The organism is Lysobacter firmicutimachus, assembly GCF_037027445.1.
GTDB classification, from domain to species: Bacteria; Pseudomonadota; Gammaproteobacteria; order Xanthomonadales; family Xanthomonadaceae; genus Lysobacter; species Lysobacter firmicutimachus.
Genome location: NZ_JBANDL010000002.1, coordinates 4,136,126 through 4,161,204, shown reverse-complemented (window position 1 = coordinate 4,161,204; position 25,079 = coordinate 4,136,126). Strand labels below are relative to the sequence as shown.

The 25,079-nt window shown below is 70.0% G+C and carries 14 protein-coding genes, 1 pseudogene and 1 riboswitch; of the genes and pseudogenes, 10 read left to right on the top strand and 5 right to left on the bottom strand.

Going from position 1 to position 25,079, the window contains the following annotated elements; all coding sequences use genetic code 11:
• Positions 1–52: 52 nt before the first annotated feature.
• The 3 genes from V2J18_RS18015 to V2J18_RS18005 form a co-directional block, all read right to left on the bottom strand.
• On the bottom strand, positions 53–466 hold the full coding sequence (locus tag V2J18_RS18015) for an acyl-CoA thioesterase (protein ID WP_425606056.1): 414 nt from the start codon (positions 464–466) through the stop codon (positions 53–55).
• Between the two features lie 159 nt (positions 467–625).
• Positions 626–1,642 carry a ribonucleotide-diphosphate reductase subunit beta gene (locus tag V2J18_RS18010; protein ID WP_064749711.1) on the bottom strand — a complete coding sequence of 339 codons (1,017 nt, stop codon included), beginning with the start codon at positions 1,640–1,642 and terminating at the stop codon, positions 626–628.
• Positions 1,643–1,765: 123 nt separating this feature from the next.
• Positions 1,766–4,117, bottom strand: a complete 2,352-nt coding sequence (locus tag V2J18_RS18005; RefSeq protein ID WP_336133134.1) for a ribonucleoside-diphosphate reductase subunit alpha — start codon at positions 4,115–4,117, stop codon at positions 1,766–1,768.
• A gap of 418 nt (positions 4,118–4,535) precedes the next feature.
• A riboswitch (cobalamin riboswitch) is annotated at positions 4,536–4,829 on the bottom strand.
• Between the two features lie 122 nt (positions 4,830–4,951).
• Here V2J18_RS18005 and V2J18_RS18000 point away from each other — a divergent pair.
• From V2J18_RS18000 to V2J18_RS17960, 9 genes are all read left to right on the top strand, one after another.
• Complete coding sequence (locus tag V2J18_RS18000; protein ID WP_336132507.1) at positions 4,952–7,693, top strand: DUF2339 domain-containing protein; 2,742 nt, start codon at positions 4,952–4,954, stop codon at positions 7,691–7,693.
• Entirely contained in the window at positions 7,690–9,093 is a 1,404-nt protein-coding gene (locus V2J18_RS17995; RefSeq protein WP_336132506.1) for a DUF3999 domain-containing protein, read from the top strand. The genes V2J18_RS18000 and V2J18_RS17995 overlap by 4 nt, the downstream gene beginning before the upstream one ends.
• A 1,126-nt stretch (positions 9,094–10,219) precedes the next feature.
• Positions 10,220–11,395, top strand: a complete 1,176-nt coding sequence (locus V2J18_RS17990; protein ID WP_336132505.1) for a phosphoglycerate kinase — start codon at positions 10,220–10,222, stop codon at positions 11,393–11,395.
• A gap of 2 nt (positions 11,396–11,397) precedes the next feature.
• Complete coding sequence (locus V2J18_RS17985) at positions 11,398–12,045, top strand: HAD hydrolase-like protein (RefSeq protein ID WP_064749558.1); 648 nt, start codon at positions 11,398–11,400, stop codon at positions 12,043–12,045.
• Positions 12,046–12,384: 339 nt separating this feature from the next.
• Positions 12,385–12,606 (top strand): DUF6289 family protein, encoded by a 222-nt coding sequence (locus V2J18_RS17980; protein WP_336132504.1) that lies wholly within the window; start codon positions 12,385–12,387, stop codon positions 12,604–12,606.
• 140 nt (positions 12,607–12,746) lie between these two features.
• Positions 12,747–12,968 carry a DUF6289 family protein gene (locus V2J18_RS17975; RefSeq protein WP_064749556.1) on the top strand — a complete coding sequence of 74 codons (222 nt, stop codon included), beginning with the start codon at positions 12,747–12,749 and terminating at the stop codon, positions 12,966–12,968.
• A 191-nt stretch (positions 12,969–13,159) separates the two neighbouring features.
• On the top strand, positions 13,160–14,029 hold the full coding sequence (locus V2J18_RS17970) for a PhzF family phenazine biosynthesis protein (RefSeq protein ID WP_064749555.1): 870 nt from the start codon (positions 13,160–13,162) through the stop codon (positions 14,027–14,029).
• 553 nt (positions 14,030–14,582) lie between these two features.
• A complete protein-coding gene (locus V2J18_RS17965; RefSeq protein WP_336132503.1) occupies positions 14,583–16,025 on the top strand; it encodes a collagen-like triple helix repeat-containing protein in 1,443 nt (480 codons plus the stop codon).
• 362 nt (positions 16,026–16,387) lie between these two features.
• Positions 16,388–17,938 carry a ShlB/FhaC/HecB family hemolysin secretion/activation protein gene (locus V2J18_RS17960; protein WP_336132502.1) on the top strand — a complete coding sequence of 517 codons (1,551 nt, stop codon included), beginning with the start codon at positions 16,388–16,390 and terminating at the stop codon, positions 17,936–17,938.
• Positions 17,939–18,004: 66 nt separating this feature from the next.
• On the opposite strand, the gene recQ is transcribed toward V2J18_RS17960, so the two are convergent.
• Together recQ and V2J18_RS17950 are read right to left on the bottom strand one after the other, a co-directional pair.
• Entirely contained in the window at positions 18,005–19,822 is a 1,818-nt protein-coding gene (gene recQ, locus V2J18_RS17955; protein WP_336132501.1) for a DNA helicase RecQ, read from the bottom strand.
• A gap of 372 nt (positions 19,823–20,194) precedes the next feature.
• Positions 20,195–20,674, bottom strand: a pseudogene (locus V2J18_RS17950) (Dps family protein); the annotation flags it as partial.
• A 222-nt stretch (positions 20,675–20,896) separates the two neighbouring features.
• Here V2J18_RS17950 and hrpA point away from each other — a divergent pair.
• The gene (gene hrpA / locus V2J18_RS17945; protein WP_336132500.1) at positions 20,897–25,030 is read left to right on the top strand and encodes an ATP-dependent RNA helicase HrpA; all 4,134 of its coding nucleotides are present in this window, start codon (positions 20,897–20,899) and stop codon (positions 25,028–25,030) included.
• Positions 25,031–25,079: the final 49 nt, after the last annotated feature.

The window sequence follows — 25,079 nt, the reverse complement described above, 5'->3', positions numbered from 1 at the left end:
GCAGTTTGCGCTGGCGAAGCGGACGTGGGCCGCCGCGTGGCCTACGCGTCGTTCAGCGCGGCAGCGTCGGCACCGGCGTCGGCTTGCCGGTCTCGTCGAGCGCGATCATGGTGAAACGCCCGCGGGTGGCGAGCTGCGACTCGCCCGAGAGCAGATCTTCCTTGTGCATTTCGACTTCGACCTGCATCGAGGTGCGGCCGGTATCGACCACGCGTGCGATCAGCTCGACCAGCGCGCCCTTGGGCACCGCGGTGTGGAAGTCGATCTGTTCCGAGCGCGCGGTGACCACGGTGCGCCGCGCATAGCGCGAGGCGGCGATGAACGCGGCCTTGTCCATCCACGCCAGCGCCTGGCCGCCGAACAGCGTGCCCAGGTGGTTGGTGTGGTCGGGGAAGACGATTTCGGTCATGCGGGCTTCGGTCATGGCGGCGGAGTCGGCAGCGGGGGAGGCGATGAATTCGAACATTCCAGAGCGCAAGGTAACGGCGTCTCCCACGCTGGCGGCGAGCGAAGCAAGCGCAGGGCCGAGAGGTTGGGGAGAGGGACGGGGGCGACCACGACGCCGGGCGGAGGCGCGCCCTCACCCCAGCCCCTCTCCCGTCGGCGGGAGAGGGGCTTTCGTGGATCAGAACGCTTCGTCGAACGCGACTTCGCCCTGCACGCCGACCTGGTAGGCCGAGACCCGGCGCTCGAAGAAGTTGGTCACTTCCTGCACGTCCTGCAGATCCATGAAGGCGAACGGATTGGTCGCGCCGAAGTGCTTGGGCAGGCCGAGCTGGACCATGCGCTGGTCGGCGCAGTACTGCAGGTACTGGCGCATGTCCTTCAGCGACAGGCCGACCACGCCGCCGGACAACACGTCCTGGGCGAACAGGTACTCGCACTCCACCGCTTCTTCGAACATCTTCACCACCTGCGCGCGCAGGTCGGCGTCGAACAGGTCGGGCTCTTCCTCGCGCGCGGTGCGGATGACCTCGAACGCGAACGCCATGTGGCAGCTCTCGTCGCGAAACACCCAGTTGGTGCCGGAGGCCAGGCCGTTGAGCAGGCCGCGCGAACGCAGGTAGTAGACGTAGGCGAAGGCGGCGAAGAAGAACAGACCTTCGATGCAGCCGGCGAAGCAGATCAGGTTGAGCAGGAACTGGCGGCGCTGTTCGCGGGTCTCGATGCGCTTGAGGCCCTGGATCGAGTCGATCCAGCGGAAGCAGAACTCGGCCTTGGCCCGGATCGAGGGAATGTTCTCTACCGCGGCGAAGGCCTTGGCGCGCTCGTTGGGATCGGGCAGGTAGGTGTCGAGCAGGGTCAGGTAGAACTGCACGTGCAGCGCTTCCTCGTACAGCTGTCGCGACAGGTACATGCGCGCTTCCGGCGCGTTGATGTGCTGGTACAGGTTCAGCACCAGGTTGTTAGCGACGATGCTGTCGCCGGTGGCGAAGAACGCGACCAGGCGCTCGACCAGATGGCGTTCGGCCGGGCCGAACTTGTGCTTGAGGTCGTTGACGTCCTGGGAGAAATCGACCTCCTCGACGGTCCAGGTGTTGCGGATCGCGTCGCGGTACATCTCGTAGAACTGCGCGTAGCGCATCGGGCGCAGGGTGAGATCGAAGCCGGGGTCGAGCAGGCGGGGCGGAGCGATGGACATCGTGGTTCCTTGATGCAGCCCTGTAGGAGCGGCGCGAGCCGCGACCGCGGGGTCGCAAGCTCGCGCCGTATGCGCGATGTCGCGGTCGCGACTCGCGTCGCTCCTACAGGAACAGGGTGGTCGTTACTGGCAGGCTTCGCAGGCTTCCGGGTTTTCCAGCGAGCAGGCGATCGCTTCGCTGGGCGTGTACTCCGGCTTCGGCGCGGTCGCGGCCGCCGGGGCGCTGACCGTGGTCTTGGCGATCTTGGTCGCCGGGCGCGAGCGCAGGTAGTAGGTGGTCTTCAGGCCCTTCTTCCAGGCGTACATGTACATCGAGCTGAGCTGGCCGATGTTGGGGCTCTCGATGAACAGGTTGAGCGACTGGCTCTGGTCGATGAACGCGCCGCGGTCGGCGGCCATGTCGATCAGCGAGCGCATCGGCAGCTCCCAGGCGGTGCGGTAGACCTGGCGCAGCGATTCGGGAATCTCGTTCACCGACTGGATCGAGCCTTCGGCCATCTTGATCCGGTCGCGCATGTCGGCGGTCCACAGGCCCAGGCGCTTGAGCTCCTCGACCAGGTACTTGTTGACCACCAGGAAGTCGCCGGACAGAGTCTCGCGCTTGAACAGGTTCGATACCTGCGGTTCGATGCATTCGTAGCAGCCGGCGATCGAGGCGATGGTCGCGGTCGGGGCGATCGCCACCAGCAGCGAGTTGCGCAGGCCGTGCTGCTTGATCCGCGCGCGCAGCTCGGTCCAGCGTTCCGGCTGCGAGGGCTCCACGCCCCAGGCCTCGAACTGCAGTTCGCCGGCGCTGGCGCGGGTGTCGTCGAAGCTGGGGTGCTTGCCGTGCTCGATCGCCAGTTCGTTCGACGCCGCCAGGGCGTGGAAGTAGATGGCTTCGGCGATCTCGCGGCCGAGCTTGCGCGCCGGTTCGGAGTCGAACGGCAGGCGCAGCTTGAAGAACACGTCCTGCAGGCCCATCGCGCCGAGGCCGACCGGGCGCCACTTGAGGTTGGCGCGGCGAGCGGTCTCGATCGGGTAGAAGTTCAGGTCGATCACCCGGTCGAGCTGGCGCACGGCCAGGCGCACGGTCTCGGCCAGCTTGTCGAAGTCGAATGCGCCCTTGCCGTCCTCGAAAATCTCGACGTGGTGGGAGAGATTGATCGAGCCCAGGTTGCACACCGCGGTTTCGTCCTGCGAGGTCACCTCGAGGATCTCGGTGCACAGGTTGGACAGGTGGACCACGTTGCCGTCGCACAGGGTCTGGTTGCAGGCGCGGTTGGACTTGTCCTTGAAGTTCATCCAGCCGTTGCCGGTCTGCGCCAGGGTGCGCATCATCCGGCCGTAGAGGTCGCGCGCCTTGACCTTCTTGGTCGCCAGGCCGGCGGCTTCGGCGGCGTGGTAGGCGCGCTCGAACGCCTCGCCCCACAGGTCGGTCAGTTGCGGCACCTTGGCCGGGTCGAACAGCGACCACTCGCCATCGGCCTCGACCCGGCGCATGAATTCGTCCGGAATCCAGTTGGCCAGGTTGAGGTTGTGGGTGCGGCGCGCTTCGTCGCCGGTGTTGTCGCGCAGCTCCAGGAACTCTTCGACGTCGGCGTGCCACGGTTCCAGGTAGACGCAGGCCGCGCCCTTGCGCTTGCCGCCCTGGTTGACCGCGGCGACCGAGGCGTCGAGGGTCTTGAGCCACGGCACGATGCCGTTGGACAGGCCGTTGGTGGAGCGGATCAGCGAGCCGCGCGAGCGGATGCGGGTGTAGCTCAGGCCGATGCCGCCGCTGAACTTGCTCAGCTTGGCCACGTCCATGTAGCGCTTGTAGATCGCTTCCAGCGAATCGTCCGGCGAATCCAGCAGGAAGCAGCTCGACAACTGCTCGTGGGTGGTGCCGGCGTTGAACAGGGTCGGCGAGGACGGGATGTAGTCGAGCTGGGCCATGCGCCGGTACAGCGCCAGCGCGTCGCCGACGTCTTCGCTCAGCGCGCAGGCGATGCGCAGGAAGAACTGCTGCGGGGTTTCGATCACGGTGCGCGCGGTCGGGTGGCGCAGCAGGTAGCGGTCGTACAGGGTGCGCAGGCCGAAGTAGTCGAACTTGGCGTCCAGGCTGCGGTCGATCGCGTCGTTGAGCTTGCGCGCGTTGGCCTGGACGAATTCGAGCAGGCGCTGGTTGATCAGGCCCAGCTCATGGCCGCGCTGGATCGACTGCGAGAAGGCGTGGATCTCGATCCCGGCGACTTCCTTTTCGATCACCCCCGCCAGCAGGCGCGCGGCGAGGCGGCCGTATTCGGGCTCCTCGGCGGTCAGCAGGGCGGCGGTGCGGATCGACAGTTCGTCGAGTTCGCGCGTGGTCGCGCCGTCGTACAGGCCGGAGATGGTGCGGGTGGCCACGCGCATCGGATCCACCGAGTACAGGCCCTCGCCGCAACGGGTCACCGCGCGCACGATCTTGTTCAGATCGACCGGTTCGCGGCGGCCGCTGCGCTTGGTCACGCTCATGGTGAGGTTGGCCGCGGGCGGGGTCAGGGCGAAGCCGGGCGCGGCGGACGCGTCCTGGCGGGGCGAAGCGGCGCCGGCGGGGGCGGCGGCGACGGAAGGATCGGTGGCGAGCGTGGTCATGGGCGTTACTCCGGGGCAAGGGCGCACGGGTCGCCGGACCTTCCCGCGAAGGCGGCGTGCGGAGGACGCGGACGCGCCATCGCGACGGGCCGCGCGCGCGGCGTCGCCGATGGCACGGCCGTGCCCCCGCGGGCGCGGAAACTCCGGAGCGTGCTGGCAGGGTGTCGCACGCGCCGAGACGGGCGCGGTCCGTTCCGCGCGTGGCGCCGAAACGGACGGACGCGACGGCCGTGAGGCCCTCGCGTTGCGACACCGGCCGTCTTCCCCCGAAGACTCCTGGGCCGGTACCGCGCGGTGTGCAGGCGCGCGGCTGTCGGCAGGTCTTCGGGCTCGGGACTTCAGAGCGAGAAAGAGCGCAGAGACATGAGAGTGAGAGCGGGGCGACCGCTCGTTCGCTGCTCAGGTCTCTGCGCTCTCGGCTCGTTCCTCCTACTAGGGCCGCTTCCCAGGCGCTCCGCCCAGTGCCATGACCCGTTCGTTTCCCATACCGCTGCGGGGCAGCGCCGGCTTCGGGCGGCGTCCAACGCCATGCCCCTACCGGCTTCCCTTTTCAGCCGATCTCGCGACCGGCACCGACGGGCACAACATAGTGTGGTTCGGTCGATCCGTCAACGCGATATCTGGTGAGGAGGCGATGTGCAGGGAGCGTCAAGCCCCTTAATCGCCAAGCCCGGCATGGTGTAACGTGCGCGGCATAAGGACCGGGAAAACGTGATGGAATCACTACTCGTGTTGCTGGCGCTGGCGGTGCTGCTGGTGCCGGTCCTGCTGGTGGTCGCCCTGGTCCAGATCGCCGGGCTGAAGTCGCGCGTGGCCGAGCTGGAGCGCGCGCTGACCGGCCTGCGCAGCGAGGCCGAAGCGCGCGCGCCGACCCTGGCCGAGCGCATGGCGCGCGAAGCGCCGCCACGGCCGGCGCCCCCGGCGCCGGCCGCTGCCCAGGCCGGTCCGGTGCCCGCCGCCCCCGAGCCGCCGCCGTTGCCGTCCGCGCCGCCGGCCGCCGCGCGCGCCGCGCCGGCGGTCGCGCCGCCCACGTTGCCGCCGCGCCCGGCCTCGCCGCGAGCGCCGGCCGCGCCGCCGCCGCCGGATGTGTTCACCCTTGGCCTGCGCTGGTTGCGGCGCTGGTTCAGCGAGGGCAACGTGCCGGTCAAGGTCGGCGTGCTGGTGCTGTTCGCCGGCGTCGCGGCTTTGCTCAAGTACGCCAGCGATCAAGGCTGGATGCGCCTGCCGATGGAGTTGCGCCTGAGCGGCGTGGCCCTGGCGGCGATGGCCGGGCTGGTGTTCGGCTGGCGCCAGCGCGAGCGCAAGCGCGCGTTCGCGTTGAGCCTGCAGGGCGGTGCGATCGGCGTGCTGCTGCTGGTGGTGTTCGCGGCGTTCAAGCTTTACGGCATGATCCCGGCCGGCGCCGCGTTCGGCCTCAGCGTGGCCCTGGTCGCCGGCGCCGGCGTGCTGGCGGTGCGGCAGAACGCGCTCGCGCTGGCGGTGCTGGCGATACTGGCCGGTTTCCTCGCGCCGATCTGGCTGTCGACCGGCTCGGGCAACCATGTCGCCCTGTTCGGCTACTACGCCGTCCTCAACGCCGGCATCTTCGCCATCGCCTGGTGGCGGCCGTGGCGCGCGCTGAACCTGCTCGGCTTCGCTTTCACCTGGGGCATCGGCACCTTGTGGGGCGTGCTGCGCTACCGGCCCGAGCATTTCGCCAGCAGCGAACCCTTCCTGTTGCTGTTCTTCGCCTTCTACCTGCTGATCCCGGTGCTGTACGCGCGCCGCCGCGCCGCCGGCCGACGCGATCTGATCGACGGCTGCCTGGTGTTCGGCACGCCGTTGATCGCGTTCTCGCTGCAGGCCGGCTTGCTCGAAGGCGAGCGCATGCCGCTGGCGTTCTGCGCCCTGGGCCTGGGCGCGCTGTACGCGCTGCTGGCCGTTGGCCTGCGTCGCGACCCGCGCTTCCTCGGCCTGGCCACGCCCTATGCCTTGCTTGCGGTCGGCTTCGCGACCCTGGCCATCCCGCTGGCGTTGGCCGCCGAGGCCACCGCCTGCGTGTTCGCGCTGGAAGGCGCGGCCCTGGTCTGGCTGGGGCTGCGCCAGCGGCGCCCGCTGCCGCAACTGACCGGCGCCGGCCTGCAACTGGCCGCCGCGTTCGCATTCGCGATCGGCGCCAGCGATGCGGTCTGGGACGCGCAGCGGCCGTTGCTCAACCCCAGCTTCGCCGGCGCCTTGCTGATCGCCGGCGCCGGTTTCGCCAGCGCCTGGAGCCATCGCCGCAGCGCCGCGCCGCGGCTGGCGCTGCCGTACTACGTCTGGGGACTGGCCTGGTGGCTGGGCGCGGTCGGCAGCGAGATCGCCGAATTTGTCGCAGCGCGCGAACGCGTCGACGCCGTACTGATGCTGGTCGCCGCGACCGGCCTGGCCGCGGCCGAGGTGTTCCGTCGCCACGATTGGCGCGCGCTGTCGGCGACCGCGACCCTGGCCCTGCTCGCGGCCGTGCCGCTGCTGTTCGCCCAGGTCGAAGCGCACGGGCAGCCGTTCGCCGCTCTGGGGTGGCTGGCCTGGACGGTGTACGCGCTGTGCGGCGCGCGCAGCCTGGCCGCGCTGCGCGAGCGTGCCGGGCCCGAGCTCGGTTTCGCGCACAGCGGTTGGCTGTGGGCCTGGGTCTTGGCGATCGGCATCGGCCTGCATCGCTGGCTGCGTCCGGACGGCCGCGCCGTGCCGCTCGACGAGATCTATGGCAGCGGCTGGACCGCGGCCGCGGTGCTGCTGCCGATGTTGTTGAGCGCGGCCTTGTTGCTGTGGCGCCCACGCGTCGTCGGCTGGCCGGTGGCGGCGCAATTGCCGCGTTGGCGTGCGCCGGCGCTGGCCTCGTTCCTGTTGGCGGCGTGGGCCGCGATCGCAGCGTACGCCTTCGACCCGGCGTCGTCTTCGCCGCTGCCGTGGCTGCCGCTGTTGAATCCGCTGGGTCTGCTGCAGTGGGCGGCGCTGGCGATCGCCGGCGCGTGGCTGGCGTCGCCGTGGGTCGATGCCGGGCTGCAGCGGCGCCGCGTACCGCTGCTGGTGGCGGCCGGTTTCGGCCTGATCACCCTGGAAGTGCTGCGCAGCGCGCATGCCTGGGGCGGAACCCCCTGGGGGCCGTCGATGTTCGACACCAGCCTGGTGCAGACCAGCCTGACCGTGGTCTGGAGCGTGCTCGGCGTGGCCGGCTGGATCGCCGGCTCGCGTCGCGGCCAACGCGGCCTGTGGCTGGCCGGCGCGGTGCTGATGGCGGTGGTGCTGGCCAAGCTGGTGCTGGTCGATCGCGGTCATCTCGGCAATCTGCTCGGCATCGCCTCGTTCATCGCCTACGGCCTGCTGTGCACCGTGGTCGGCTATTTCGCTCCGGCGCCGCCGTCCGCTTCGGCGCCGACGCCGCGTTCTTCGTCCTCGACCGCTTCCTCATCCGACTCCGCGGAGACCGGCGTTTGAATCTTCTGTCCGCTTCGTTCCGCCGCGCGCCGCGCGCGCTGGCCTGGCTGTGCCTGCTGCCGGTCGCGCTCGCCTCCGCCGCGCCGCGCGAGGATTACGCCCGGCAATGGCCCTTGCAGCTCAGCCGCGACGACGGCGGCGCCTACCGGGTCGTGCTCGACGAATCGGTGTACCGGCAGGCGCGCGATGCGCGGTTGCGCGATCTCGACGTGCTCGACGGCGCCGGCAAGCCGGTGCCGGCGGCGGTGTTCGCGCCCGAACAGCCTTTGGCGCGCGCGCCGCAGCGCGCCGGCCTGCCCTGGTTCGCCTTGCCGGCGGCGCCCGCGGACGGCGCCGGTGCGGGCTGGGAATTGGTCAGCGAAGTCGAAAGCGACGGTCGCTTGCGCCGGGTCGAGGCGCGCAGCACCGGCGGCGCCGCGCGCCCGCCGCAGACGGCGTTGCTGATCGATGCCAGCCGGGTGCGTTCGCCGATCCTGGCGCTGGAACTGGAATGGACGCCCGGCGCGGCACTGGAGGCGGCGTACCGGGTCGAGGCCAGCGACGATCTCGACCAATGGCGCGCCGTGTCCAGCAGCGGGCGCCTGATCGATCTGCAGCGCGGCGGCCAGCGCCTGGTGCAACGGCGCATCGTGTTCGATCCGATCGGCGAACAGGCGCGCTATCTGCGCCTGACGCCGCAGGACCCGAACGCGGCGGTGCCGATCAGCGCGGTCGTGGCCGAACTGGCCGCCGATGCGGCGACCACGCCTTTGCAATGGCGCGAGTTGAAGGGACGCCGGATCGAGCAGAGCGAAGGCCGGGTCGAGTTCGAATTCGAACTCGACGGACGCTTCCCGATCCAGCAGGCCGACGTGGCCCTGCCGGGCAATCATGCGCTGGAGTGGCGTTTGAGCAGCCGCGACGAGGCCGAAGGGCATTGGGTCGCGCGCGCCGGCCCGTGGATGGCGTACCGGGTCGACGGCGAGGGCGTGGACGATCGCTCCGCCGCGCGCCAATTGGCGGCGACAGTGCGCGACCGCTACTGGCGGCTGCGCGCCAACGGCGCGGTGCCGGGCGAACCGGTGCTGCGCCTGGGCTATCGGCCGGAGGTCGCGGTGTTCCTGGCCCAAGGTGCGCCGCCCTACGCCCTGGTCGCCGGCAGCGCGCGCACGACGCGCGCCGACTCGCCGTTGGCGGAATTGATCGAGACCTTGCGCCAGCGCCGCGGCAGCGACTGGCAGCCGGCCGAGGCGAGCCTGGGCGCGGCGGCGCCGTTGGCGGGCGACGCGGCCCTGGTACCCCCGGCGCCGAAGCGGGATTGGCGTTCGTGGACGTTGTGGGCGGTGCTGGTGGCGGGCGCGCTGATCGTCGCCGGTTTCGCCTTCAGCCTGCTGCGCACGAATCCGCCGCCGGCGGCGTAACCCTGCCGCGTCGCTCCCAGCAGGAAGCGGTGTCCCGCAGGGATTTCCTGTGGGCGCACGCCGCGACCCGGGACGCGCAGAAATCTCGGCGCCGGCGTCATCGATCGAAGCCCGCAACCGTCGCGGGGTAGGAGCGGAGCAAGCCGCGACCGCCATCCTTCACTCTCGCCGCGCTTTGTCCTGGGCCCTGTAGGAGCGGCGTAAGCCGCGACCGCCACCCTTCACTCTCGCCGCGTCTTTGTCCTGGGCCCCCTGTAGGAGCGGCGTAAGCCGCGACCGCGTCCTTTCGCCTCGCGGCGTCTGTCGTTCGAAGGCCTGTGAAGCTTCAAAGCTCAAAGCTCAAAGCTTCGAAGCCAAGCTTCCGTCCGCAAGCGGCCGGGTCACTTTCTTAGTCCAAGGCGACAACGTTCTACTGGATTTCCTTCGGTCAAAAGTAACCAAAGAAAACGCCATGGCTGTTTTCGGATCAAAAGCCACTATGGGACGAGGTTTTCGCCGGGCTGCTCCGCACAGGCCCGCCCTGGTCTGGCTGCGCACGGCCCGCCTCCCTGCGGGCCGCCCTTCGGGGCTTCAGGGCGTTCTCGCGAGATCGCTGCGGCGCCAAGCTGTTCACGGCAACGGCAACTACCGGCGTTGATTGCTAAGCACCGTGTCCGACCATCGTGCAGACCATCCGATGGCTTTGTAGTGACCATCCCCGAATCCCCGAATCCCCGAATCCCCGAATCCGAATCCGAATCCGAATCCCGAACCCCGAACCCCGAATCCCGAATCCCGAATCCCGAATCCCGAACCCCGAATCCCGAACCCCGAATCCCGAATCCCGAATCCCGAATCCCGAATCCCGAATCCCGAATCCCGAATCCCGAATCCCGAATCCCGAATCCCGAATCCCGAATCCCGAACCCCGAACCCCGAATCCCGAATCCCGAACCCCGAATCCCGAATCCCGAATCCCGAATCCCGAATCCCGAATCCCGAATCCCCAATCCCCAATCCCCAATCCCCACCATTCAGCCCCAACGGTTCCTTTCGGCCTCCCGCGCCGCGACAATAGTCGTTCCCGGCGCCGGCTGCGCCGGTCGCGTCCCCCGTCCGCATTCCCCGCATCGCCTCAGGAGGCCCCGTGTCCATCGTCCGCATGACCGATCTCGATCTCGCCGGCAAGCGCGTGCTGATCCGCGAAGATCTCAACGTGCCCATCGACGATGGCCGGATCACTTCGGAACAGCGCATCCTCGCCGCCCTGCCGACCTTGAAGCTGGCGCTGGAGAAGGGCGCGGCGGTGATGGTCACCTCGCATCTGGGCCGTCCCCAGGAAGGCCAGTGGAGTGAGGCTGATTCGCTGGCGCCGGTGGCCAAGCGCCTGTCCGAGCTGCTTGGCATCGAGGTGCCGCTGGTCAAGGATTGGGTCGGCGGCGTCGAAGTGCAGCCGGGCCAACTGGTGTTGCTGGAGAACTGCCGCATGAACGTCGGCGAGGGCAAGGACGACGAGGCCCTGTCCAAGCAGTACGCCGCGCTGTGCGACGTGTTCGTGATGGACGCGTTCGGCACCGCGCACCGCGCCCAGGCGTCCACCCACGGTGCGATCCGCCACGCCAAGGTCGCCGCCGGCGGCCCGCTGCTGATGGCCGAACTCGACGCGCTGGCCAAGGCGCTGGACAACCCGGCGCGGCCGTTGCTGGCGATCGTCGCCGGTTCCAAGGTCTCGACCAAGCTGGAACTGCTGTCCTCGCTGGTGTCCAAGGTCGATCAGCTGATCGTCGGCGGCGGCATCGCCAACACCTTCATCGCCGCGATGGGGCACGGCGTCGGCAAGTCGCTGGTCGAAACCGACCTGATCGACACCGCCAAGCAGATCATGGCCGACGCCAAGGCGCGCGGCGCGGACATCCCGGTGCCGACCGACGTGGTGGTGGCGCCGGCCTTCGCCGCCGACGCCCCGGCCACGGTCAAGGCGGTCGACGCGGTCGCCGCCGACGACATGATCCTGGACATCGGCCCGGACACCGCCGCCCGCTACGCCGAGCTGATCCAGAACGCCGGCACCGTGGTCTGGAACGGCCCGGTCGGCGTGTTCGAATTCGACGCCTTCGGCAAGGGCACCGAAACCCTGGCGCGCGCCATCGCCGCGTCCAAGGCGTTCTCGATCGCCGGCGGCGGCGACACCCTGGCCGCGGTCGATAAGTACGACATCGCCGGCGACGTGTCCTACATCTCCACCGGCGGCGGCGCCTTCCTCGAATTCCTGGAAGGCAAGGAACTGCCGGCGGTGGCCGCGCTGAAGCAGCGCGCGGGTTGAGCGTGAGCGTCCGCCCCGCGCTGTTCTTCGATCTCGACGGCACGCTGATCGATTCCTCACTCGGCATCACCCGCTCCATCGCTTACGCGTTGGAGCGGCTGGAGCATCCGGTGCCCGACGAGGCGGCCTTGCGCGGTTGGATCGGGCCGGCGCTGCGCACCAGCTTCCTGCCCCTGCTCGGCGACGCGGCGCGCGTCGAGCAGGCGGTGGCGTTGTACCTGGAGCGTTACGGCCGCGAAGGCTGGACCGAGCACACCGTTTACGACGGCGTATCCGAGATGCTGGATGCGGCGCACGCGGCGGGCCATCGCCTGGCGGTGGTGACCGCCAAGAACGAGGACAATGCGCGCAAGATCCTCGCCCACCTGCCGTTCGGCGATCGTTTCGACGACGTCGTCGGCTCGACCGTCGACGGCCGCCTGACCCACAAGGTCGACCTGATCGGCGAGGCGCTGCGACGTCTGGAATTGCGCGCGCAGGACTGCCTGATGATCGGCGACCGGCGCATGGACATCGAGGGCGCGGCCGAGCACGGCATGGGCCACATCGGCGTGCTGTGGGGCTTCGGCAGCGAGGACGAACTGCGCGAGGCCGGCGCTCAGCGGCTGGCCCGTTCGCCGACGCAGTTGCCGGAACTGTTCGCCGCCTGACGGCATCGCTTCGCGGCGTCCGGCCCGCCATCGATCCGACGCTGCGCCTTTGCCGTTTTCTCGGGTGAAACAAGCGGCCCCGGTGGTCGCTCTGCAGCGTTCGCGATCGTGCCCGGTCGCCCTCGCGGCGTCCGGCGACGGCAGCGCGTCGTCGTGGTCTGTTCTGCGCGTTGCCTGGCGCGGCTTGCGCCGCTCCTGCGGGGCGCGCGGCAATCGCGATAGCAATCACGTTTGCGAAAAGTGATGACAATCGCTTAACGCCGGTTTTATGCCGGTGCGGCAGGGCTGGCCTATGGTGCGCGAGCGGCGAATTGGCGCCGCACCAAAGGGAGAGACTGCATGCGTCGTATCGGAATGTTCGCTGCCGTGTTCGCGGTGGCGCTGGCGGGTAGTGTGTCGTTCAATGCTCTGGCCTTCAGCTGGCAGGGCACCTGGTACTACTACGACGCCGAAGGCGCGCAGGTCGGCAAGTGGACCGCGGGCTGCGGCGCCGCCGACGGCCGTTGGGGCCAGGTCACCGAGAACAAGCGCTTCGTGCAGGGCTGCGCGGCCGAAAGCTGAGTTCCGCGCGCCGGATCCCATGCCGGCCGTCGCGACGGCCACGTCGCCGGAGGGCCCGTCGAAGCGGGCCTTTCGTAATGGATCGCCGCCGCATGGGCGGAGTCGTCTTACCGATCGTCGTCACGACAGGAGAGACCCACATGCGTCACTTCATCACCGCCGCGGCCGTGGCCGCGTTCGCCGGCGCGCTCGCGCTGGCCGGCAACGTCCTGGCCGCACCGCCGGGCCAGGGGTATTCGATCACGTACTTCGGCACTGACGGCGAAGTCGTCGGCGGCGCCACCGCGCACTGCAGCGGCGAATACTTGTCCTGGGGCGACCATACCGCGACCTACGACAAGCGCACCTGGTACTGCGATTGATCGATGGCGGACGGTGCGGCTGCGCCGCACCGTCTTCTTGCCGCGCGATGCGACGCCGTCGCGTCGTCCTTCCAGCGCGTCGTGCGGCGGTTTTCTCGTCCCGCTCGAGCGCCGTGCGGCGTCAGGATGCGCGATGCCCCGCGAGCGCAACTCCCTCGCGGCACGGCGCCGATCGGCGTTAGGCTGCGCGCATGAGATCGCGCCGCTATCTGCAACTGGACGTGTTCGCCGAACGGGTCGGCGCCGGCAATCCGCTCGCGGTGGTGCTGGATGCGGACGATCTGGACGACGCGCGGATGCAATCCTTCGCCGCCTGGACCCATCTGCCGGAAACCATCTTCCTGCTGCCGCCGTCTCCTGGCGCGGACTACCGCGTGCGCATCTTCACTCCGACGCAGGAACTGCCGTTCGCGGGCCATCCCAGCGTCGGCGCGGCCTGGGCCGCGCTCGACGCCGGCTGGGCGCCGGCTGCGGCCGGGCAATTGCTGCAGGACTGCGCGGCCGGTCGCTTGCCGGTGCGGGTCGAGCGCAGCGGCGCGCGCGTCCGCATCGCCGTGCGCGCGCCGCGCGCACGGCCTTGCGAGGTCGACGAGGTCCGGCCACGCGCGATCGAGCGGGCTTTCGCCGGCGCCGCACGCGGTACGCTGGACGTGCGGCTATGGGACAACGGACCGCGATGGTGGCTGCTGGAACTGGCGGACGAGGCCGCGGTGCGCGGTCTGCGTGCGGATGTCGCCGCGATCCGCGCCGCGACCGACGGCCATGCGCTGGGCGTGGCGGTGTTCGCGCGCGGCGGCGAGGGCGCCGATGCGGACTACGTGGTGCGCGCGTTCTGTCCCGGCGACGGCATCGACGAAGATCCGGTTACCGGCAGCGCCAACGCGGCGATCGCCGCGGCCTTGCTTGAGGCCGGACGCGTCGCGCCAGGCAGCGCTTACCGGGTCAGTCAGGGGCGCGAGCTGGGCCGCGACGGCCGTGTCGAGGTGGGCGTCGACGAGGACGGCGAGGTGTGGGTCGGCGGCGAAGTACAGGCGACGATTCGCGGTCGCCTGATCTGGTGAACGGCCTGGCGTACGGGCCGCGATCGCGTCCGGCCGATGTGGCGCGCGATGCGCGCATTGCCGGTCAAGCCGAATGCGTAGTCGATGTCTGAATGTCTAGACGATGCGTAAACAAATGCGAGTCTGCATCGCATCGCCCGGGTCCTGGCCGAATTTGCGTACGCACGCGCATGGAGCGCATTCGTGCACGTTTGGGTGGTCGTTGGTCCGCCGCTTCGGCGGCCGAAAGACCCCGGGCGGCCCGGCTCGCGGCAGCGACCTGCGGACTGTCCTGCCGGTCGGGGGATTTGCGTTTCTGCCCGGGAAAATGAACGAAAATCACCTTCGCTCACCAAGCGCGCCGGCTGTCAGAAAGTGGCGTGCTTCTATCTAAAAAGAGACTTTGATCACATTTTATTTGCGATGAACGGGAGCAGGCTAAATCGCGATGCACACTTAAAAGCACCTCGAAAGTGTGTTGTCGGCGCCTGGCCCGAAGTCGTGCCCCCAGCGAGCGCGGCCTGGCTGACCATCTCAGGCACGAGGCGGCCGCGCGCCGCTACAGGAGGACGTGATGGACTCTCAGACCCTGCTCAAGGCCCTTTCTTATAGCCTGCTCGCCGCGTGCATCGCCGCGGCGACGGTCTCGACCACCGGGTGTTCCGGTTCGGGGGGCGTCAAATCCAACTTCAACCCCGGTGCGGGCGGCGGCGATGGTTCGGGCGGCGGCGGCTCCGGTGGCGGCGGTTCGGGCGGCGGCGGCTCCGGTGGCGGTGGTTCGGGCGGCGGCGGCTCCGGCGGCGGCGGTTCGGGCGGCGGCGGCTCGGGAGGCGGCGGTTCCGGCGGCGGTGGCGGCGGCGGTGGCGGTACTCCGGGCAATCCGGGCACCGGTACCTCGGCCCCCGGCAATCCGATTGGTTCGGTCGCGACGACCGGCGGCAACCTGCTCAACTCCGTCGGCGGCGCCATCAGCGGGCTCAGCGGGCAGATTCCGAACCAGGTGATCCTCGGCGGCAGTACGCCGACGTCCAATAGTCTGGCCAAGGTCGTCGACGATGTCGGCAAGACGGTCAGCAGCCTCGGCACCGCGACCAGCAGCGGCCTCGGCCAGACCGGCAATATCGCCAATCCGGTCGGCACCACGGCGGCCGGTCTGGATACGGTGGTGATCAATGCCGGCACCGCGGTCGACGACCTCGGCAAGACCGTAGCCACGGTCGGCGCCTTCCAAGGCTCGCCGATCCAGCCCTTGACCAGCGCGGCCGGCAGTTTGGTATCGACGGCGGGCGGCACGATCAAGACCGCGGGCGCGCAGGTCGGCGGCGTACTCGAAGGCTCGACCGGCCAGGCCCTGACCGGCGCGGTCAGCGGCATCCTCAATCCGGTCGCCGGCATCGGCCAAGCCAACGGCGGCACGGCCGGCGGCAACGGCGGCGGCAACCTGGTGGCCAATGTCTCGCGCAGCGTCGGCGGCGTGACCTCGGGCGTAGCCGCCGCCGGCGGCACTCTGGGCGGCCAGATCGCCGGGGCGCCGGTACCCGGCGGCGCGGCCGGCCTGGTCGGCGGTGCGGTGCAGGGCGTCAGCGGCAATCTCGGCACGGTCGGCGCCGGCATCACCGCCGGCATGGGCAATGCCGGCAGCATCGCCAATCCGGCCGGCATCACCGTAGGCTCGACGGCCGGCGGCGTCGCCGGGCTCGGCGGCACGGTCGGCAATCTCGGTGCGGCGGTCGCCAGCGCCGGCGCCTCCACGCCGTTGGCGCCGGCGACCAGCGCGCTCGGCGGCGCGGTGTCCAGCGCCGGCAGTGTCGTGACCACGGTCGGCGGTACTGCCGCGGCGGCGACCAACGGCGGCGTGCTGCAGCCGGTGACCCAGGCCTTGAATACCGTGGTCAACGGTGCGGCGGCGGCGACCCCGCTCAACAACCAGAACGGCGGCCTGCTCGGCGGCGCGGTCAGCGGCACCGACGGCAAGGGCGGCTTGCTCGGTACCGGTCTGTTGGGCAAGAAGAAGTAAGCGAACGAGCAGGGGAGCGTGTGCGCGGGAACGGACGTCACGTCCGTTCCCGCGTCGCGACGCCGGCGTCACGCCGGTTTGGCAACGATGCGATGCAGTCGTCGGTGGCATCGCGACGGCGCCGCACGGGACGAGGACGCGGCGTCGCGCACGAGCGAGACGCGAGCGGGACGGCGCAGCCGCCCGCCCGGCGTACAACACAGGGGTCGTGCATGCGGACGAGTGCGTGGGAGCGGCATTGCTTACTCGCGTTGGCGCTGGCGGCAGGCGGCGCCGCCCCGGCGTTTTCCCAGACCCGATTGCCGACCGGCAACCCATTGCAAACCCTTCCCCAGGCGCCCGCGCCGCGCACCGAACCGACGGTGCGCACGACGGTAGCGCCGCAGCAGAATCCGGAAATGGCGGCCTTGCTGGCCTTGCAGCTCACGCCGAGCCGGTTCGACGTGTCCGGGGTCAAGTCGGTGCCGGCCGAACAGATCAGCGCCTTGTTCAGTCCGCTCGCCGGCAAGACCATCACCGTCGCCGAACTGCTGACCGCGGCGCAGTCGTGCAGCGAGTTGTACCGCAAGCAGGGCTATGCGCTGTCTTTCTGCTATGTCCCGACCCAGGACTTCGCCGACGGCGTGGTGCGGGTGATCGCGGTCGAGGGCTATGTCGCGCAACTGCGCCTGAGCGGCAAGCCGGGCAAGCTGGAGCGCAAGATCCGCGCGATCGCGCAGCACATCCTCGACGATCGTCCGCTGCGCCAGGCCACCTTCGAACGTTATTCGCAGATTCTCGGCTTCCTGCCCGGCGCGACGCTGGGCATCAACGTGCCGGCGCCGACCACCACCGACGGTGCGACCACGCTCGAACTGGATGTCGCCGCCAAGCGCTACGACGCGAGTTGGGCGTTGGAGTTCAATCATCCCGGCACCCAGGGGCTGATCAGCCTCAGCCTCAATGCGCTGACGCCGCTGGCCGAGCAATGGACGCTGTCGGCGCTGTACCCGGACGGACGCGGCGACGAGCGCTTCTACGGCGCCGGCTATTCGCAATTGTTCGGCAGCGACGGCTGGACCGGCCGCGCCGACGCCTCCCGCTATCGCGGCGAACCGGCCACGCGCAGCCCGCTGCCGGACGTCCTCGACCATCGGGTCGAACAGGACCGCCTTGCGTTGAGCGCGCGTTATCCGATCCTGCTGCGCACCGAGCGTTCGTTGTTCGTCGGCGCCGGCCTGTACGGCGCCAATCAGTCCGACATCTACCGCAACCTCGACAACGGCGTATGGCTGGACCAGCGATCGCGCACCCGGGTGGCGCAGGTCTCGCTGGACTACGCCCAGGCCAAGAAGGATCGCGCCAGCCAAGTCAGCCTGGCGATCGGCCGCGGCTTCGACGCTTGGGGGGCGCAATCGGCGACGCTGACCAACCTGCCCGGCGTGCAACTGCCGGCGCCCAGCGACGTGGCCTTCACCCGCTACAGCCTGGGCCTGGCGCACAGCCGCAGCTGGCAGGAGCAGCGCTATCTGGCGGTGCTGCGCGCGACCGGGCAGTACAGCCGCGACCGGCTGCCCTCTTCGGAGCAGATCAGTTTCGGCGCGTCGCGCTTCGCACTGGCCTACGATCCCGGCGAGGCGGTCGGCGACAAGGGCTGGGGCGCATCGCTGGAGCTGAGCCGTAATTTCCGTCCGCAGGCGCGCTGGATGAAGTCGGTGGTGCCGTATCTGGTCGTGCAGCACGCGCGGGTGTCGTTGAACACCGGCCGGCCGCCGATCGACGACCTGGGCTCGGTCGGCCTGGGCGTGCGGTTGTCGGACAACCGCCATTACAACGTCGATTTCGCCTACGCCAAGCCGACCGCGGACCTGCCGCTGGAAACCGACGATCGCAAGGCGCGCTGGAACCTGACTTTCTCGTACCGGCTGCAGTAAGGCATCGCAGGGGGCGTGCTGCTCGGCCCCTGCGTCCGTTTGCCTTGCCTGTACCGCTTTCGGCGTTCAGCGGTGGTCGAACAAGTGCTGCAACACCGCGTCGCCGTAGCGTTCGAGCTTGCTCGCGCCGATGCCGGGAATGCGGCCGAGTTCGTCCAGGTCTTCCGGTGAGTGCTCGGCGATCGCGCGCAGGGTGGCGTCGTGGAAGATCACGTAGGCCGGTACGTTCTGCTCGCGCGCGGTACTGGAACGCCATTCGCGCAGTGCGTTGAAGCGCACCATCGCGTCCTCGTCCAGCTCCATCGCCGCCGCCGCTGCGGCGCCGCCGCCGTTGCGCGAACGGCGCGCGCCGCCGCTGGGTTTCGCGGTTTCGGCGCGGAAGCGCAGGCTGCGCTCGCCGCGCAGCACCGGCGCGCTGGCCGCGGTCAGGCGCAGCGCGCCGTGGCGTTCGATATCGGCTTCCAGCAGGCCGGCGGCGACCAGTTGCCGGAACACGCTGCTCCACTGGCGCGCGTCGAGGTCGCGGCCGATGCCGTAGGTGCTGAGCGACTCGTGGCCGAAGCGCGAGACCTTTTCGCTCTCGACCCCGCGCAGCACGTCGATGACGTGGCCGGCGCCGAAGCGCTGGCCGGTGCGGTAGACGCAGGACAGGGCCTTGCGCGCGGCCTCGGTGCCGTCCCAGCTGCGCGGCGGGTCCAGGCAGTTGTCGCAATTGCCGCAGGCGCCGGCATGCGCTTCGCCGAACCAGCCCAGCAGCGATTGGCGTCGGCATTCGGTGGATTCGCAATAGCCCAGCAGCGAATCGAGCTTGCGCAGCTCCAGGCGCTTGCGCTCCTCGCCGGCCTCGCCCTGCTGGATCAGCTGGCGCAGATTGACCACGTCGCCCAGGCCATAGCACAGCCAGGCCTCGGCCGGCTCTCCGTCGCGGCCGGCGCGGCCGGTTTCCTGGTAATAGCCTTCGATCGACTTGGGCAGGTCGACGTGGGCGACGAAACGCACGTCGGGTTTGTCGATGCCCATGCCGAAGGCGATGGTCGCGACCATGACCACGCCGTCCTCCTGCAGGAAGCGGCGCTGGTTGGCCGCGCGCAGGGACGCGTCCATGCCGGCGTGGTAGGGCAGGGCACGGATGCCGGCGGCGACCAGTTGCTCGGCCACCGTCTCGACCCGGCGCCGCGAGAAGGCATAGACGATGCCGCTTTCGCCGCGGTGGCCGGACAGGAAATCCAGCAGCTGGCGGTTGCCGTTGTCCTTGTGCACCACCCGGTAGCGCAGGTTGGGGCGGTCGAAGGAGCTGACGAAGCGGCGCGCGTCCTCCAGGTTGAGGCGCTCGGCGATCTCGCGCTGGGTCGGCGCGTCGGCGGTCGCGGTCAGGGCGATGCGCGGGATCTGCGGCCAGCGCTCGTGGAGAATGGTGAGTTCGCGGTACTCGGGGCGGAAGTCGTGGCCCCATTGCGAGACGCAGTGGGCCTCGTCGATCGCGAACAGGGCGATGGGCGCGCGGTCGATCAGGTTGAGGCAGCGCGCGCCGAGCAGGCGCTCGGGCGCGACGTAGAGCAGGTCGAGCTCGCCCGCCAGCAACTGCCGTTCGACCTCGGCCGCGGCGGCCGCGTCCAGGGTCGAGTTGAGGTAGGCCGCGCGCACGCCCAGTTGGCGCAGCGCTTCGACCTGGTCCTGCATCAGCGCGATCAGCGGCGAGACCACCAGGCCGCAGCCGTCGCGCAGCAGCGCGGGGAGCTGATAGCACAACGACTTGCCGCCGCCGGTGGGCATCAGCACCAGGGCGTCGCCGCCGTCGGTCACGTGCTGGACGATCTGCGCCTGCTCGCCGCGGAACGCGGTATGGCCGAAGACGCGGTGGAGCAGTTCGAGTGCGGAGGACATGCCGGCTAGTTTAACGGCTGGCCCGGCGGCGCCGTTCGGAGCAGGGGCCCGGGCGGGGGCGGAATGCGGCGTGGTTGGGCGTGGGTAAAGGATTCAGGCCGTGGCGGGCGGAGCGGCGGCGCAGCGCCGATGGCCTATGGACTGGCGGCGTTCGCGGCCGCCTGTGCCGAGGCCGAGGCCGCGGGCGCCCGAGGGATGGGGACTGGGCGGGGTCATGGCGCCGTTCGGATATTGGCCCTGGCGGCGACGGGTATGATGCGCAGACAGGCGTTTCGCCGCGCCTGCCCGCCGCCTCCGCGCTTCAGGCGCCGGCGGCCGCGATCGCGGCCGCCGGCGGCAGGGTGAGCCATGCCGGCACCGGGGCGAAGCGGATTACTGCAGCAGCGAGCGCAGCATCCAGGCGTACTTCTCGTGGGTCTGCAGGCGCTGGGTCAGCAGGTCCTCGGTCGGGGCGTCGTCGACGTCGTCGGCCTGGTCGAGTACCTTGCGCGCGGTGCGGCACACGGCCTCGTTGCCGATCACCAACTGGCGGACCATCTCGCGCCAGTCGGCGGCGTCGGTCAGTCCCGGTTCTTCCGGAATCGAGCTCAGGCGCACGAATTCGGCATAGGAGCCCGGCGCGTTGAAGCCCAGGGCGCGGATGCGCTCGGCGATCTCGTCCAGCGCGGTCCACTGCTCGGTGTACTGGGTTTCGAACATGACGTGCAGGGTGTTGAACATCGGCCCGGTCACGTTCCAGTGGAAGTTGTGGGTCTTCAGGTAAAGCGTGTAGCTGTCGGCCAGGAACCGCGACAGGCCCTCGGCGATGGTCTTGCGATCGGCCGCGGAAATCCCGATATCGATCGAGGGCGCGCGATCGCCCGGGGCCGGCGACGCGGCGGGGCCGGCGGGCTTGGCTTTGCCGGATTTGTTCTTGTCGGACTGGTTGGACTTGGCCATGCGGGACTCCTGTTCCGATGCGGATGGGGTGGACGTTCGCCGGATATGGTGCCGGGCGTTAGCGGCGACAATAGGCGCTGTCGCCGCGGATGTGAAATGGTTTGTTTCTGGCGCTGCGATGCAGACGATCTATCGATGAATACCGAGTCTTCCAAACAGTCTAGCCACGCCGATGCGAGCGCTGCGTTACGGCAAGCGCGGCGCGCGATCGACGGGGCCCTGAGCCGCGATCGCGGGCGTCTGCACGGACTGTGGTCGCGCTGGAGCGGCAAGCCCGGCGACGCCGCCGCGCAGGCCGCGTTCGCCCAGACCCTGGCGGCGTCGGTCGCGCAGCGCGAAGCGCGCGCGGCGGCGTTGCCGCAGGCGCCGGTCGACCCCGCGCTGCCGATCGCCGGCCAGGCCGACACCATCGTCGAGCTGATCCGCAAGCATCCGGTGGTGGTGATCGCCGGCGAAACCGGCTCGGGCAAGACCACCCAGCTGCCCAAGCTGTGCCTGGCCGCCGGCCGCGGCGCCGCCGGCCTGATCGGCTGCACCCAGCCGCGCCGGATCGCCGCGCGCGCGGTCGCGCGGCGCGTGGCCGAGGAGCTGAACACTCCGCTGGGCGGCGCGGTCGGCTACCAGGTGCGCTTCAACGAGAACGTCGGCGAGCGCACCGCGGTCAAGTTCATGACCGACGGCATCCTGCTGGCCGAAATCCAATCCGACCGCTGGCTGTCGGCCTACGACACCATCCTGATCGACGAGGCGCACGAACGCAGCCTCAACATCGATTTCCTGCTCGGCTATCTGAAGCAGCTGCTGAAAAAGCGGGCCGACCTGAAGGTCATCGTGACCTCGGCGACCATCGACACCGAGCGTTTCGCCGCCCACTTCGGCGGCGCGCCGGTGGTCAGCGTCGAAGGCCGCGGCTATCCGGTCAACGTGCGCTATCGGCCGTTGGAGCCGGGATTCGGGAATCGGGATTCGGGATTGGCAGAAGCGGAACGCCGCGGGACGGGAGGCGCTTCGTCGCAAGACTCCAAGGCGGCGATGAGCGTCAACGAGGGCATCGTCGCGGCCTGCGACGAAATCACCCGCGAGGATCCGCGCGGCGACGTGCTGGTGTTCCTGTCCGGCGAGCGCGAGATCCGCGACGCCCACCAGGCGCTGGAGCGGCGCAAGTACCGCGAGACCGAAGTGCTGCCGCTGTACGCGCGCCTGTCGGTGCGCGACCAGGACCGGGTGTTCAACCCCGGGCCGAAGCGGCGCATCGTGCTGGCCACCAACGTCGCCGAGACCTCGCTGACCGTGCCGCGGATCCGCTACGTGGTCGACCCGGGCCTGGCCCGGGTCAAGCGCTACAGCCCGCGCGGCAAGCTCGACCGGCTGCACATCGAGCCGGTCAGCCAGGCCAGCGCCGACCAGCGCAAAGGCCGTTGCGGCCGCATCAGCGAAGGCACCTGCTACCGCCTCTACAGCGAGGCCGATTTCGAATCGCGGCCGCGCTACACCGACCCGGAAATCCGCCGCGCCGCGTTGGCCGGGGTGATCCTGCGCATGCTTTCGCTGGGCCTGGGCCAGATCGAGGAGTTTCCGTTCCTGGAACCGCCCGACGGCCGCGCCATCGCCGACGGTTGGCAGCAACTGAGCGAACTCGGCGCGATCGACGAGCAGCGCAAGCTGACCGCCGTCGGCCGCGCCATGGCGCGCCTGCCGGTCGATGTGAAGCTGGCGCGCATGCTGGTGGCCGCCAACCAGCACGGTTGCCTGCGCGAGATGATCGCGATCGCGTCGTTCCTGGGCATCCAAGACCCGCGCGAACGCCCGGCCGACCAACGCGCCGCCGCCGACAACGCGCATGCGCTGTTCGCCGACCCGCGTTCGGAATTCGTCGGCATCCTCAAGCTGTGGGAGGCCTACCAGGCCGCGCACGAGGAACTGACCCAGTCCAAGCTGCGCGCGTGGTGCGACAAGCACTTCCTCGGCTTCCTGCGCATGCGCGAGTGGCGCGAGCTGCACCGGCAGTTGAAGTTGGTGTGTGAGGAGACGGGATTCGGGATGGGGGATTCGGGATCGGTAAAGGCAAGGGCGGCCCACCCCAGCCTGGACCGCGAAGAATCTCCCATACCCCATGCCGAGGCGTATGCCACGCTTCACCGGGCCCTGATCGCCGGCCTGCCGACCCAGATCGGCTTTCGCGGCGACAAGGGCCTGTACGACGGTCCGCGCGGGCGCAAGTTCACCCTGTTCCCCGGTTCGCCGCTGGCCAAGAAGCCGCCGCCGTGGGTCCTGTCGGCGACCCTGCTCGACACCGAGCGGGTGTGGTCGATGACCAATGCGGCGATCGAACCGGACTGGGCGATCCAGGAATTGCCGCATCTGCTGTCGCGACGCCACCACGATCCGCGCTGGGCGCGTTCGCAGGGGCGGGTGGTCGGCAGCGAGCAGATCAGTCTGTTCGGCCTGGTGCTGGCGCCGAAGCGGCCGGTGCATTACGGCGCGCTGTACCCGGAGGAAAGCCGGGCGATCTTCGCCCGCGACGCATTGGTGACCGGCGAGATCAACACCCGCGCCGCGTTCCTGGCGCGCAATCTGGCGACCCTGGCCAAGGCGCGCGAGGAAGAAGCCAAGCGCCGCCGCGCCGGCCTGGTGGTCGACGACGAATGGATGGCGCAGTGGTACCTGGACCGCACGCCGGCGCAGGTGCACAACGTGCAGGCGCTGGACGCGTGGTACGGCAAGCTGCCGGCGGCGGAGAAAGCGGCGCTGGAGTGGTCGCTGGACGATCTGATGATCGGCGGCGAAAGCGAGGCGGCGCGGTTCCCGCCTTACCTGCAGTTGGGCAACGCGCGCCTGGCGGTGCGCTATCGCTTCGAACCCGGCGCGGTCGACGACGGCATGACCCTGGCGGTGCCGCTGCACTTGCTCAACGCGCTCGACCCGGCGCAGCTGTCGTGGCTGGCGCCCGGCTTCGTCGCCGACAAGGCGGCGGCGCTGATCAAGTCGTTGCCGAAGACCTTGCGCCGCAATTTCGTTCCGGCGCCGGACTTCGCCAAGGCCTTCTGCGAGGCCCACCCCAAGCCGGAGGCCGACGACCTGGCCGGCGTGCTGGCGCGTTTCCTGCGCAAGCTGACCGGGGTGGAGGTGGCGGCGACCGACTTCGACGCCGCCGCGATCGAGCCGCACCTGCGCATGAACCTGTGCCTGCTGGACGTGCCGACCGGGCGCGGCAAGGGCGAGGGCACGGTGCTGGCCGAGTCGCGCGATCTCGACGAGCTGCGCGCGCGTTTCGGCGAGCGCGCTGCGCGCGCGTTCGCGGCGCGCGCCGCCGACGGCTTGGGCCAGCGCGGGCTGACCGCCTTCCCGGAACAGGCCATACCGCGGTCGGTGCCCGGCGCGGCCGGGGTGCCGGCGTTTCCGGCCCTGCACGACGACGGCGACAGCGTGTCGCTGCGCGTGCACGCCGAGCGCGAGGCGGCGCAGCGCGCGCATCCGGACGGCGTGCGCCGGCTGTTGGCGCTGGGCCTGGGCGACAAGCTCAAGCAGGCGCGCAAGCAGTTGCCGGTGCAGCCCAAGACCGGCTTGCTGTACGCGGCGATCGAATCGGCCGCGCCGCGCCAGGAGCGCGTATCGGCGACCCGCGAGGCGCAGGCCGCCACGCCGCAAGGCCGCGCCGCGCAGGACCGGCCGCGCGACGGCGACCGGTTGCGCGAGGACCTGGTCGACGGCGCCTTGCAGTCCTTGTTCGGCAGCGACGAGGAGTTGCTGGCGGTGCGCGATGCGGCCGCGTTCGAGGCGCGCCGCGAGGCGGTCGCCAAGCGCCTGTTCGCGGAAGCGATGGAGCGGCTGAAGCAGGCCGAGGGCATCCTGACCGCGGTCGCCGAAGTGCGCGCGCGGCTGGAATCGCCGCTGATGGGCTGGGCCAGCGGCAACCTCGACGACATGCGCGCGCAGTTGGCGACGCTGACTCCGCCCGGCTTCCTGCGTACGGTGCCGACCGCGGTGCTGGCCGAGTATCCGCGTTATCTCAAGGCCTTGTCGGTGCGCAGCGAGCGCGCCCTGCGCGATCCGGTGCGCGACCAGGCGCGCATGCTCGAACTCAAGCCCTTCGTCGACGCCTATGCGCAGGCCTCGGCGCAGGGGCGCGCGGACGAGCCTGGCTGGCAGTCGCTGCGCTGGGACATCGAGGAGCTGCGCGTGTCGCTGTTCGCCCAAGAGTTGGGCGTACGCGGCGGGGTATCGCCGAAAAAGCTGGCGCAGCGGCTGGCGTCGCTGCGTTCAGGCTAGGAATTCGGGATCGAGCCTCTTGTAGGAGCGGCGCAAGCCGCGACCGCCA